Below are 14,013 nucleotides of genomic sequence, written 5' to 3'. Positions count from 1 at the left end.
AAGGCAGAAAACAGAAACCAGCAAAGGCGGATACACCATGGACTTTATTGATTATTACCAACTTCTGGAAATAGGTAAAGATGCCAGTCAAGAAGAAATTAAAAAGGCGTACCGAAAGCTCGCACGAAAATACCATCCCGATCTAAATCCAAACGATCAGGAGGCCCAAAAGAAGTTTCAAGCCATCAATGAAGCGAACGAGGTATTGAGTGATCCGGAAAAAAGAAAAAAATACGATCAATACGGTAAGGACTGGAAACATGCCGAAGCGTTTCAGGGGCAGCCCGGCGGAGGAGGGGCTGGTGGTTTTCGTGGGCAATCGTACCGTCCGGAAGATTTTGAACAAGCATTTGGCCAGGGTGGCTTTTCAGATTTTTTTGAGTCGTTATTTGGAAAGGGAGCGGGAGCGGGTAGGGCTGAATCCAAAATCAGATTCAAAGGTGCGGACCTTCACGCGAGCTTGGAGCTACCTTTACGGGACCTGATGCACACCCATAAGAAAACCCTCGCCATCAATGATCAGAAGATACGAATGACCATTCACGCAGGGGTTGAAGATGGACAAACCATTCGAATCAAGGGGCACGGCGGCGAAGGCATACAGGGAGGTCCACGGGGTGATTTGTACATCACCTTTCATGTAAGCGCCGACCCCGTGTACAGCCGGGAGGGGTCCAATCTGTACAAAACGGAGCCGCTGGATTTGTATACGGCGGTACTGGGAGGCGAAGTGATTGTAGAAACGCTTTCCGGAAAAGTAAAGCTAAAGATTCCGCCCGGGACACAAAATGGAACAAAGGTAAAACTGAAAGGAAAAGGCCTGCCCTTGTACAAACACGAACATATTCTGGGAGACTTGTACTTAACCTATCAGGTAAAGATACCCAAAAACCTCTTGGAGCAAGAGAAAAACCTATTTACCCAGTTAGCAAACCTGAAAAAACCATGAACTACCCTGATGACAGCCTGATACCGCTGGATAAATTTTGCATTTCCTGCGGAATCGAGGTTTCTTTTGTGCACAACCTGTCCGACGAAGGACTTTGTGAATTGATAGTAACGGAAGAATCTACCTATATAACGACGGATCAACTGACCCAATTGGAGCGACTTGCCAGACTCCATTATGAAATGGAGATAAATCTGGAGGGACTGCACGCCGTTTTGAATCTGCAGGAAAAAATTGCTAGTTTAGAAGAGGAAGTTCGAAATCTCCGGAGAAAACTCGAACGACACCAAGGGCCCGAGTTAACGTAGTATAGTAGGTCGTACCAGGCTCGAACTGGTGACCTCTGCCCTGTCAAGGCAGCGCTCTGAACCAACTGAGCTAACGACCTAAATTCTGCTTGCAATATTACAAGAATTCATTTACATAGGCAACAAAACCAATTTAATATAATTTGTCACGCTTGATCGTCTGTATGTTACAAATCGTCCGAATTTTCTCAATCTATCTATTTCTTATCCTGGTCGGGGTTTCTGTCCCTGTTTTGCGTGCGCAGCAGTTGAGGGCTTCGGTTTCGAAGGTTGACATCACCCCGCAAAATAGCCAATGGCTATTGGGCTACGGGGAGCGAAAATCCACTGGTGTCATCGATCGGATCTTTCACCGGGTAGTCTTATTAAGCGAAGGAGCGGAGACATTTTGTTTGATTTCTTCCGATATCTGTCTCGTGTCTCCGGCGGAATACGACCGGGTAGCCGCGGAAATTCACGAGCGGTTTGGGATTCCTCCGTTGAATATTTGGTGGACCGTAACACACACCCATGCGGCGCCGGAGGTGGGACCGCCAGGCCTACCGGAGGCCTTCATGGGGGAACGGTACACCCACGAATGGGACCGTGCATATACCCGGATGGTCGAGGACCGTTTATTGGAATCCATTGGTGAAGCCATGGCCAATCTGGAACCGGCGAAAATGGGATGGGGCTGGGGATTTTCAAAAGCCAATATCAATCGCAGGGCGATCGATGAGAACGGAAATGCCTCCCTTGGTCTGAATCCGGACGGGCCGGTGGACCGCAAAATTGGATTGATCCGAATTGATAAAGCAAATGGAGATCCGTTGACCTTGGTAGCCAACTACCCCATACACGGGACAGTCCTTGGACAGGCAAACACCAACATTAGCGGTGATGCGCCGGGGGTGGTAGCCGCTTACGTGGAAGAAAAAATCGGTGTGCCCATGTTGTTTATAAACGGTGCCGCGGGAAATCTGGCTCCAATTTATAGCGTATACCCTGATCCCCGCTCCGGACACCTCAGCCAGTTTAAGGTGCTGCTGGGAGATAAAATCCTGGATGCCTATGCCAAAATCGAATCGGTTACCGGAGCGGTGGACCTGCAAACGGCTGCATTGATCGTAAACACGCCACGTAAGGAGGGCTTGTCCTGGCCGGATGACCTGGCTGCCTATGCTGAATTGGATGCCCAAGGAAAGCCCCAAATACGGTTGCCTGTACGTTTTCTTAAAATCAATCAGTCATTGGCTATTTGGAGCGCACCCCTGGAATTGTTTTGCGAATTATCGAACGAAGTACGGGAGGAGTCACCCTTTCCCTACACCTATTACTATGGATACAGCAATGGCTGGTTGGGGTATTTGCCGACCGCTGCGGCTTATGCTCACGGAGGGTACGAAGTGGAACGGGTAAATGCCTTTACGCCCAGAGCTGGCGAGGACCTGACCGCTTCGGTTAAGTCATTCCTTATGGGCTGGCTGAGCGAGTGATTACGATGGAATCTTCACCTATGAAAATGAAAAAAACGAATTATCCCCTGCTTTTTCAGCCATTTGTTTGTGTGTTTTTTCTGGTTTTTGTGGGATGTCGACAAGCCGATGTTTCCCCTATAGTTCCAGATGGGTTTGAAATCGACGACCGCTTTCAAATGGAATTGATCGCCTCGGAACCGCTTGTGGCCGATCCGGTCGACATGCTGATTGATGGGCAGGGACGAATGTTTGTCGTGGAAATGCATGGCTATCCGCTGGATTTAAGTGGCACGGGTAAGGTAAAAGTACTGACGGATACCGACGGCGATGGACTCATGGATCAGTCTACGGTATTTGCGGATAGCCTGGTATTACCAACCGGAATAATGGCCTGGAAAAATGGGATTTTGGTGACAGATCCTCCGCATGTATTGTATTTGGAGGATACCGACGGAGACGATGTAGCCGATAAGCGGGAGGTCATCTTGACCGGATTCGCCCGATCCAATCCCCAGCACAATGTAAATAGTCCCAGGTACGGATTGGATAATTGGGTGTACCTGGGCCATGAACCTGCGGTAACGACAGTGATGTATGCTGAAGAACTGGGAGATAAAGGGAGCGAAATTCATTTTCCGTCCAATCCCGAAGGGTTAACGTTACCCGTAAATGCAGGCGGAAGAAGTGTTCGGTTCAAACCGGACGGAACAGGCTTGGAACGATTGGCCAGCCGTACACAATTTGGTCATGCTTTCGACGCCTGGGGTGAACGGTTTCTGATAACAAACAACAACCATTTGATTCATGAGGTGTTGCCGGCCCGGTACCTGGATAAAAACCCCTTTTTTCCAATCAGCAACGTTACCCAATCCTTTTCTGACCATGGAAACGCAGCCACAGTGTATCCCATCACCGATAATCCCGAACACCAGCTCCTGACGGATGTTGGTGTGATGACTTCTGCCTGTGGCATCACTCCTTACCTGGGCGGTGGCTTTCCGGCACCTTTTGACCGTGTGATTTTTACCGCGGAACCTGTCAGTAATCTGGTGCATGCAGACGTGATTCAGGAGAAAGGGGCCACTTTTACCGGTGCGAAACTGTACGAACGGAGCGAATTTTTGAGGTCTCGGGATGCCTGGTTCAGGCCGGTCAATATGTACCTGGGCCCGGATGGAGCCCTCTACCTGCTCGATTACCACCGAAGAATCATTGAGCACCCCGAATGGATGGCCGATGAGGTAAACCAATCCGGCGCGCTTTACGACGGTACGGATCGGGGGAGAATCTACCGTATCAGTCCGAAAGGATCCCAAAAGGCCGATTTTTCGAAAACAATTGATTTGGAGGCAGCCTCAAATGAGGAGCTGATCGAGCTGCTGGCAGTGGAAAATTATTGGTGGAGAAACCATGCGCAACGGATGCTTGTGGACCGCAATCCGGATCCGGTGCCCACCGATTTGGTGGAACTTGCCAGGGATTCCAGTCGACCCTTGGGAAGGCTGCATGCATTGTGGACACTCCATGGCATGGGAAGGCTCCGGCCGGAACTTGTAAAGGAAGCCCTTGACGACCCGGAGCCGGGAGTACGGAAAAATGCCTTGGTGCTGGCCGAGTTTTTTCCAGAAGCAATGGAGCAATGGAGCCAAAAATTGACAGCCATGCAATCCGATCCGGATCCCAAGGTCCGTTTCCAAGTACTTAATAGTCTTGGGATGCTGTCTTCGGAATGGTCGTTTTCTACCCGTATGGCTATTCTGAAGAAGGACATGTCGGACGAGTGGGTGCAGGTGGCCACATTGGCCGCACCCATTGGCCCCGGTGAAAACCTTTTGAGCGAACTGTTGTCTGGCTACAAACCCGATGTTGCCGGAAACGCGGCAATGATCGAAAAGACAGCTCGGATGCAGGCACAAAGGGATGGTTTTGAAGGAGTGAAAGACCTGCTGCTGCCCCTGTTGGAGGCACATCCATCTGAGTCTGGCTGGGAGGCTCCGGCGATTAAGGGCCTTGCAGCCGGGTTGCGAAAAATTCCTCCGGTCGGAAAGGAGTGGATAGCCTTCCAAACTACGGTCGTTCGGAAGCTGCCCTCGATTGGCTCTATTCCGTTAAAAAATGCGTTTCTTGATATCGTAACAGTGACGCAGCTGCCCGATATTCCTGTAAAGAAAGAGGTGCTGGATCATGCGTTTCAAGTCATATTGAACCCGGATGCACCGGAAGAGGATCGATTGGTGGCCTTGCGCATGCTGGATTTGTTTCAAGCAAACGAAGCAAACGATGAACTGATGCAATTGATCAGACCCCAGGAACCGGTTCGCCTGCAACAACAACTCCTCAGGTATTTGAGCAAAGCTGACGAGGAGGCATATGTCCATTTTCTGATGGAACGTTGGACAGGGTTCAGTCCCGAAGTGAGAAATACTGCTGTAGCCTCGCTATTAAGTAGCAGGGAGCGCATCCATTCCCTGCTGGGTGGGCTTGAGACGGGGATCATCATGCCCAGCCATATACCCTGGGGCAACACGGTGTTTTTAATGAATCAGAAGGATCCGACAATCCGCAATAAGGCGCGAGAACTCCTGGTTCCTTCCGCCAGTGGACGTGCAGCTGTAATCGACCGGTACCAAGCTGCGCTGAAGGCGGAAGGTACACCTGAAAAAGGCTTGCGTGTATACGAACAGAATTGTGCGGTCTGTCATCAAATGACCGAAAGCAAGGGTTTCCATTATGGACCCGATTTGTCCTCCCTTCGTAACCGGCGCTACGAAAGCATACTAAAAGATATTCTGGATCCAAATCTTTCCATCGCAGATGGCTATGATTTATGGCAACTCCTTTTGAGTTCCGGGGAAACGGTTCAGGGTATCATCTTGCAGGAAACTCCAGGGGCCATCGAATTGGCACAGGCAGGTGGATTACAACGAACCATCTCACGCTCGGAGATTTCCAGTATGGAAGCGTTGCCGGTATCCGGAATGGCTCAGGGCCTGGAGAATCAAATTACGCTGGAAGAGATGGCTGATTTACTTGCATACATCAAACAAGGCTTGTAGCTATATCATCCGGGCGTCATGCCTACAATTGATGGGAGTATGAAACGAACGCCTGGGGAATTCCCATCCGCAAAAATTTTCGAAATACCGAATTTAGAAATATATTAGTAGTTTATCAGTCGATCGGTCGGGTGTTTTGGCCGGTCTTTAGGCCTACCCAAGCAGCTGTCATCCCTTCAAAAAAGTTCGGTTGTCGGCAAGTGAAATGCTGTTTGGAGGCGGTTGGGCCCACGCTCACTGGTACCGATCAGGTCAAGCCATTAGAAACTGCCGGGAGCGTGCCTGGTTTGCTTAATTCAGATAACCCATGCGTCAGACTGTCCGAAATCTGTTCTTGTTTTTCCTAGTGAGCGTGTTGATCGGACAGGCTGGCTGTGGCGGACGGGAACAAGAGATGGGACCTCGGGAGGGTTTTCCGGATCAGGTCAGCTATAATTTCCATATCCGGCCCATTCTCTCGGACAATTGCTTTGCCTGTCACGGTCCGGACGCCGATGCGAGAAAGGCGGGATTACGATTAGACATAGAAGAGGAAGCCTTTAAGGCTTTGGCCGAGAATCCTGGTTCATTTGCCCTGGTTCCTGGCAAACCGCACCAATCTGAAGTCTATTTGCGGGTGAAATCCAATGATGAGCGTCAGGTGATGCCACCACCCGAAACCAACCTCCGATTGACAGCAAGAGAAATACAGCTTATCAAAACCTGGATCGAAGATGGCGCTGTGTATGAAAAGCACTGGGCCTTTGAAATTCCCCGCTACCCCGAGTTACCTGTAGTCCATACATCCAACTGGCCTGTGAATGAAATTGACTATTTCATCTTAAAGAAACAAGAGGAGCAGGGCTATCGGCCGAATGAGGCGGCGGATAAGGAAATGCTGTTGAAACGAGTGAGTTTTGACCTGACAGGCTTGCCACCAGGGATGGACCTCATGGATAAATTTGCATCGGATACCAGTTCCGGGGCCTACGAAGAAGTCGTGGATTTTCTGATGGCGCAGCCTTCCTTTGGCGAACGCATGGCGGTTTATTGGATGGATGTGTCCAGGTATGCCGATTCCTACGGGTATCAATTGGATAATTTTCGAACGCAGTGGCCCTGGCGCGATTGGGTTATCCATGCCTTCAATAAAAACCTGTCCTACAAGGATTTTATCACCTGGCAACTGGCAGGAGACCTGCTGGAAAACCCCTCAAAAGAACAAATTCTCGCAACGGGATTCAACAGAAACCACAAGATAACCGAAGAAGGAGCGGTGGATGAAGAAGAATACCGAGTCACCTACGTGAGTGATCGGGTCAATACGGTAGGAAAGGCCCTGACCGGGATCACATTTGAGTGTGCGGCCTGCCACGATCACAAATACGATCCGATTTCCCAGCAGGAGTATTACGAGCTTTTTTCATTCTTTAATTCCGTCGACGAACTCAGGACTTCCAAAACACCCATTGACCCTACCGTAGGTACACCGGCATCCTATGCCAAAAAACCTTTTCTGGAAATCACGGATGAAGACGTAGAAGACGTCCTCTCATTTGTGAACAAGACGGACAGCAGCCGGCTGATTGTTTCCGTAATGGGGGACCTGGATACGCTACGAAAAAATTATGTTCTCGAACGGGGTGTTTTCAATGCGTATGGAAAGGAAGTTTTTCCGGCCACACCTGAATCCATCTTTCCCTTTGACCCGGGCTATCCAAAAAACAGACTGGGCCTGGCCATGTGGCTATTTTCTGAAAGAAATCCCCTCACTGCCCGGGTAGCAGTGAACCAGATCTGGAAGGAGTTTTTCGGCCGGGGTATTGTCAATACCACGGGTGATTTTGGCATGCAGGGAGAACTACCCAGCCACCCGGAATTACTCGATTGGTTGGCCTTGGATTTCCGTGAAAATGGATGGGATGTCAAGCGCCTGGTAAAACAACTGGTCATGTCAGCCACGTACCGGCAGTCAGCGACAATAAGGAAGGAAATGCGCACGGCGGATCCCGAAAATAAGTATTATACACGATCCTCACGTGCACACTTGAAGGCGGAATTTATCCGCGATATGGTCTTGGCGAGTAGCGGACTGCTGGTACCTACCATTGGTGGGCGCAGCGTGAAACCGTACCAACCGGAGGGATTGTGGGAAGCTGCCACCGCAGGGGGCTCTACGTTAGCAGAATACGAACAGGATCATGGAGATGACCTGTACCGAAGGGGCTTGTACACCTTCGTCAAGCGAACGGTGCCCCCACCTTCCATGCTGATATTTGATGCAAGTAACCGGGACCAATGCGAAACGGAACGCTCCACGACCAATACCCCCTTGCAGGCTCTGGTCATGATGAATGACCCCACGGTGCTCGAAGCGGCACGAGTTCTCGCAACACAGCTACTGCGCGAGGCCCACTCAGACCGTGACAGGATTCGCAAAGCGTTTCGATTGATCCTTTGTAGGCAACCAAAAGCGAAAGAATTGAGGTTGCTGGAGGACTATTTTGGGAGGAAACTGGCAGAAATGTCGGAAACGAAGGCCGAAGCATTGGTAGCCATCGGCGAGTCGCCCCGACCCCAACCAGCGGAAATGGTGCACGTAGCGGCCCTGATGCAAGTGATCTCCACGCTGTACAATACGGAAGAAGCAATAACGAAATCGTAGTCATGGAAAAAGAACTGTTGGAATACGGATTGAATAGAAACCGACGAAGGTTTCTCTCCCGGCTGAGCCTTGGGATTGGAACGGTAGCCTTGGGTTCCCTATTGATACCGGACCTGTTCAGCTCGCGTAAAGGTAGCCCGGCCCCTTTTGGCAAGCGTCCCAGCATACCGGATTTTGCCCCCAAGGCCAAACGAGTCATTTACCTGTTTCAAAATGGAGCGCCCTCTCAGCTGGAATCCTTCGACTATAAACCAAAATTGAGAGCGATGCAAGGGCAGGATTTGCCGGAATCCATCCGGGGCGGCCAACGTTTGACGGGGTTTACTGCCAACCAGCCTTCCCTTCCACTGGTAGGATCTTTTGTGGACTTTCAACAATACGGCGCATCCAGGGCCTGGATCAGCGACCTCTTCCCCAAAACTGCAGCCATCGTTGACGACATTTGCATCGTCAAATCCATGCACACCGAGGCCATCAACCACGACCCGGCATTGACATTTTTTCAAACGGGAGCACAGCAGGGAAACAGGCCGAGCATGGGTTCCTGGTTGAGTTACGGCTTGGGAAGCGAGAACCAAAATTTACCTGCATTTACGGTGTTGATTTCCCGTGGAAAAGGAAACAGCCAGGGCGTCTATTCCAAGTTATGGTCCAATGGTTTTTTGGATTCCATACACCAGGGAGTTCAGTTTAGCAGTGGGGAAGATCCGGTGTTGTACCTGAGGGACCCGGAGGGATTGACTCGGAAGGATCGGCGGGACATGCTTGATCAATTGGCCCAATTGAACCAATGGTCGTATGAGGAAAACCAGGATCCCGAAATTCACACAAAAATTCAGCAATACGAAATGGCATACCGGATGCAAACCACGGTTCCGGAGGTATTGGACCTGTCAAAAGAACCCCAAAGTATTCTGGACTTGTATGGAGAAGATTGCAGGAAACCGGGTACGTTCGCTGCCAATTGCCTGCTTGCACGAAAATTATCCGAAGAAGGCGTGCGATTCGTCCAACTGTACCACCAGGGCTGGGATCAACACGCAAATCTGCCAAAGGAATTTACCGGGCAGGCGAAAGACGTGGACCAGGCCTCTGCGGCCTTGGTAACCGACCTGAAACAAAGAGGCATGCTGGACGAAACCCTGGTGATTTGGGGCGGAGAATTTGGCCGTACCAATTTCAGCCAGGGAGCATTGACCAAAGACAATTTCGGACGGGACCACCATCCCAGGTGTTTTAGCATCTGGATGGCGGGTGGTGGTATCAAACCAGGGATTGTGTATGGGGAAACGGATGAACTGGGCTACAATATCGTAAAGGATCCGGTCCACGTACACGATTTTCAGGCCACGGTTCTGCATCAATTGGGCCTGGACCACGAGAAATTAGTTTACAAACATCTGGGACGCCGTTTCCGTCTTACCGATGTGGCCGGAAAAGTTGTAAAGGACATCATTTCCTGATTTTGAAACGCTTCACCACAGCATTTAATTTCTTTTGTCGATTTTTGTTTAATCAGGTCTATTCACCCAAACAGTTCGGAAAAGGACAATGGCATCTAGCCTGGCCGGAGCGAAGCGCTTTCCCCCAGGTGGGCGATCCCTGTATAATAGGGATTTTAAGGCCGGATTCCCCATATTAGCTTATGCTTTTGGTTCCTTTTCATTTTTGGCCTTAATAAAACAGCCAAAATTTGATCCAAGAACGAACCAAACCTGGCTGCAGGAATCAAGGCGGTCAAATCTTAATTTAAATAGCGAGTCAGGTTGTTGGGAAAAGACGGAGCAGCCCGTACAGTTCTTCCTAAAATACGCAGAACCAACCACAGAATCCGCTTCGTACCGCCTGGGAATGTCATTCGTTATTCAGTCCTGTGCTCCGGCCTTATGGTCGCAGTGGATTTGCTACCACAGACCTGACCACTGCAAACGAGTCCTTTTTTTCGCTGTAACTTTACGTCTTTGACAAATCTTGAATTCCTTGTATCAATCGATCCAATTCTTCGGTTTTAGTATAGATGTGAGGCGTTACCCGAATACCATGAAACGTACCTGTTTTGTCTCCTTTTTGACCAACATGAATACGATAGTCTTTTAATAATCGCTGAGCTACTTCTTTATCACTCTTGTTCTTTAACGAGAAAGAACCCAACGCACAGGCATAGTCAGGTTTCAAGGATGTTTTAATTTCCACATTCGGATTGTCCGCAACACGGGTAATCCAGTAGTTTTTTAAATACCTCAGCCTTGCTTCTTTTCTTTTAATACCGATCGTGTTGTGAAATTCAATTGCCCTGGCGATGGCCAGTTCTGCGGGTAAATTTCTTGTTCCAAAAGTGGAAAACTTACTGATCCGATCACTTTGCGGGTTTTCATGTGTAAAAAGAGGCCAAAGCTGTTGAATCTCGGATTTCTTTACGTAAAGCATGCCGGTTCCGAAAGGAGCGCAGAGCCATTTGTGTAAACTGGTGCCGTAATAATCGCAGCCTAGGTCTGAAATCTTAAAATCGAGATGGGCAAATCCATGGGCTCCGTCTACCAAGACTTTAATGGCAGGATTTATATTTTTTACAGCAGCGGTAATTTTCTTTACCGGTAGTATATTTCCATTGATGTTATTAACGTGGGTTATCAGTACTACCTTGGTTTTATCCGTGATCGCACGGATGTACGCATTCACAATTTCTTCCTCGTTTTCGGCAGGAAGTGCCAAAGAAAGCCACTTAAGCACCACACCGTATCTAGCTTCGACTTCTTCCCAAGTATTCATCACCGAGGTGTAATCTTGTTGGCTGAGGATGATTTCGTCGCCTTTGCTGTAGTTCATTCCCCAAATCACCGTATTGATCGCTTCCGTTGTATTTCGGTTTACCGCGATTTCTTCCGGGCTGCAGCCCGCCAAAAGTGCCAATTGCTCCCGAACCGCCCTGGAAGCATCCTCCTCGCTCCACATATACATGGAGGGAATGGTGTTAAACTCACGGGTGTAATGGTGAAACACTTCCTGCACGACCTTAGGCTGAGGGCTCACACTACCGTTGTTTAGATTGGCCACTGTAGCTGATACCGAGTACTCGTTACGAACCCAATTCCAAAGCATTTCCTCCTCGTCAATTTGAGGCAATTTCCTCCAGATAGTCCGTTCTGTTTCTGAGCTTATCGCAATATGGGGTAGGGAAAATGCAGTAGAGGCGACTCTAACTCCCTTTTTTATAAAATCTCTTCTGTGCGTCATGCGCTTGGTGGTTAAAATTTAGGTATCGTCGCGTTTTTTCGATTTTTCGTGGCAATTGAATTTTGAAACCGAGCTATGTTGGGCGTTTGGAACGTAAGACTTTTTTTCAGCGGAGCCTACGGGAGTAAACATTCCTTGACTACAGGTAATCAAGCATGCATCAGTCGGGAAGACTAAAAACATACACGGCCCCCTCAGGGTGGGGTTTCAGTTTCGAGCCGCCTACAGAGATGGCCAGGTATTGTTTGCCATTTACCGCGTATACACTGGGAGTAGCATGTCCCTCAGAAGATAGCTGGTACTCCCAGAGTACTTTTCCATTGTCTTTGTCAAACGCCCGGATTTTGGCATCGGCAGTGGCAGCAATAAACAAGAGCCCTCCGGCGGTTACAACCGGACCACCATAATTCTCCGTGCCAGTGATCGGAACTCCACGTGAGGTCAACGCTTCGTATTCTCCTAACGGCACTTTCCATTTGATGGTACCGGTATTTAGATCGACCGCATTCAGTGTTCCCCAGGGTGGCTTGATGGCGGGATATCCTTCTTCATCCTGCCAGCGCTGAAACCCACGGAAGACATACGGTGGCGTATTTTCGTCGCCCTTGTTCCTGGTATTGACCGGTCTTTCTTCATTAAAGAGGAACGTAACAATGGCGTCCAGACGCGATTGCGAAACCTGATCAAAGGCGGGCATACGTCCTCCTCCCATTTTCATGACCCGCATCACGGTTTCCCTGGTTAATCGGCCGGATACGTCTTCAAGCGAAGGAAAACCGTCGGTAGGATTGCCTTTACGATCCGCTCCATGACAGGAGGCACAATGGATCAGGTATTGCCTTTCACCGGCAGGCAAAGGGGTACCATCGGCCTTTTTTGTGGGAACCAACTGATAAAACCAGGGAATCTCGTTTACATTCACATACACTATTCCTCCAGGATCTGCCGCGGCGCCACCCCATTCCATACCGCCGTCGTATCCTGGAAACATGATCGTTTGTTCGGTACTGGGAGGAGGGTAGGCGCCGTAATTCCCAGATTGACTAAATACCTCTTTGCTCATCTGGTTTGCCCTTGGAGAAATGGTCGAAAAGTCATCCTCAGTATATTCCTGCCGCATCAATGGGGGAGGCTTGGTGGGGAAAGGTTGGCTTGTCCAGGTTTGGATGGCATCAATTTTTGTTGCTGCTTTTGGCCTTTCTTCAATAGGCCATAACGGCTCTCCGGTAACCCGATCAAATACAAACAAAAGACCCATTTTTGTACCTACGGCCACTATATCTACATTTTCTCCCCCGTGCTTTACCGTTAATAACGTCGGAGGCTGCGGGATGTCCAGATCCCAGAGGTCATGGTGTACAAGTTGGTGGTGCCAAAGCCGTTCCCCGGTAGTTGCATCGAGGGCAATGAGCGAGTTCGCAAATAAATTTTCTCCGTAACGATCGCCTCCATAAAAATCAGGACCGGCCGTTTCTGTTGATAAATAGACGATCCCCCGTGCGGTATCGAGCGCCAGCCCCGACCAGTCAGCTGCCCCTCCGGTCTTTTGTAAATAGTTTTCCGGCCAGGTATCTGACCCAAATTCACCGGGCCGTGGAAGCGTGTGAAAAATCCACTTTCGTTTTCCGGTACGGATGTCAAATGCGCGCACAGCACCAGGTACATCTTCCGCTACATTGGCCCCAATGATAAATAAGTCCTTGTAAATCTGTCCCGGAGTATTGAGCATTACATTTGGTTCACCCGAAACATCCATGCTGGCACCCAGGTGAATCGATCCGCTATCACCAAAAGAAGTAATAAGTTCGCCAGTTTTGGCATTCAACGCATAAAGGCGGTTTCCCTTCATGGTCAGTATGCGACCCAGGTCACCATCCTGCCAATACATCAAGCCACGTTGGTCCCCATCCGAAAGCGATTCATGGATATCGGAAGGATCAAATGTCCAGTATTCTTTACCGGTGGCCCCATCCAAGGCAACCACCCGGCTGTTTGGCGTCGCCGTGTACAACCAACCATCCACGATAAGGTTGTTTGTCTGATAATTGGCAGCTTCGCCTGTAACATAGGTCCATGCCAATTCTAATTGAGCTACGTTGGCTTTGTTTATCTGGTCCAGCGTCGAGTACTGGTTGCTACTAGGGTGACCCAGATACGTTGCCCAGTCAGCCCCGGCACCTTCCGGTTTGGTTTGTGTGCAGGCATAGTGGAATAACATCAGGAAAAAAATGGCGACTACCTGCTGTATTGAAAAATAGTGATTCCTTTCCATGTTTTGCCCGATTATACAATTTTGGATAACGTCCTATTGAAGATGCAAAATATCAAAAAAATTGATCATGTCTATACGATTGGTAATCTTTCG

8 protein-coding genes and 1 tRNA gene are annotated in these 14,013 nt (G+C 49.4%); 6 read left to right on the top strand and 3 right to left on the bottom strand.

Features of this window, described 5'->3' with window-relative positions:
• Positions 1–37: 37 nt before the first annotated feature.
• Positions 38–949, top strand: coding sequence for a DnaJ C-terminal domain-containing protein (locus ABWH99_RS13635; RefSeq protein ID WP_375582403.1), 912 nt, complete (start codon positions 38–40; stop codon positions 947–949).
• Positions 946–1,257, top strand: coding sequence for a chaperone modulator CbpM (locus ABWH99_RS13630; RefSeq protein WP_375582402.1), 312 nt, complete (start codon positions 946–948; stop codon positions 1,255–1,257). Before ABWH99_RS13635 ends, ABWH99_RS13630 begins: the two co-directional genes overlap by 4 nt.
• Positions 1,258–1,262: 5 nt before the next feature.
• Here ABWH99_RS13630 and ABWH99_RS13625 read toward each other — a convergent pair.
• Positions 1,263–1,337, bottom strand: a tRNA-Val gene (locus ABWH99_RS13625).
• A gap of 63 nt (positions 1,338–1,400) precedes the next feature.
• Here ABWH99_RS13625 and ABWH99_RS13620 point away from each other — a divergent pair.
• The 4 genes from ABWH99_RS13620 (at position 1,401) to ABWH99_RS13605 (ending at position 9,877) form a co-directional block, all read left to right on the top strand.
• A complete protein-coding gene (locus ABWH99_RS13620; protein ID WP_375582401.1) occupies positions 1,401–2,732 on the top strand; it encodes a neutral/alkaline non-lysosomal ceramidase N-terminal domain-containing protein in 1,332 nt (443 codons plus the stop codon).
• Between the two features lie 26 nt (positions 2,733–2,758).
• Positions 2,759–5,770, top strand: a complete 3,012-nt coding sequence (locus ABWH99_RS13615; protein ID WP_375582400.1) for a PVC-type heme-binding CxxCH protein — start codon at positions 2,759–2,761, stop codon at positions 5,768–5,770.
• A gap of 307 nt (positions 5,771–6,077) precedes the next feature.
• Positions 6,078–8,414 (top strand): PSD1 and planctomycete cytochrome C domain-containing protein, encoded by a 2,337-nt coding sequence (locus ABWH99_RS13610; protein ID WP_375582399.1) that lies wholly within the window; start codon positions 6,078–6,080, stop codon positions 8,412–8,414.
• Between the two features lie 2 nt (positions 8,415–8,416).
• A complete protein-coding gene (locus ABWH99_RS13605) occupies positions 8,417–9,877 on the top strand; it encodes a DUF1501 domain-containing protein (protein ID WP_375582398.1) in 1,461 nt (486 codons plus the stop codon).
• A gap of 490 nt (positions 9,878–10,367) precedes the next feature.
• On the opposite strand, the gene ABWH99_RS13600 is transcribed toward ABWH99_RS13605, so the two are convergent.
• Both ABWH99_RS13600 and ABWH99_RS13595 read right to left on the bottom strand, forming a co-directional pair.
• A complete protein-coding gene (locus tag ABWH99_RS13600) occupies positions 10,368–11,648 on the bottom strand; it encodes an aminotransferase class V-fold PLP-dependent enzyme (protein WP_375582397.1) in 1,281 nt (426 codons plus the stop codon).
• A gap of 160 nt (positions 11,649–11,808) precedes the next feature.
• Entirely contained in the window at positions 11,809–13,920 is a 2,112-nt protein-coding gene (locus ABWH99_RS13595) for a PQQ-binding-like beta-propeller repeat protein (protein ID WP_375582396.1), read from the bottom strand.
• Positions 13,921–14,013 lie beyond the last annotated feature (93 nt).

The sequence above is a fragment of the Cyclobacterium xiamenense genome, assembly GCF_042140265.1.
GTDB lineage: Bacteria > Bacteroidota > Bacteroidia > Cytophagales > Cyclobacteriaceae > Cyclobacterium > Cyclobacterium xiamenense_A.
Note: the sequence above shows the minus strand (reverse complement) of the source record. Positions and strands in the feature narration are given on the sequence as shown.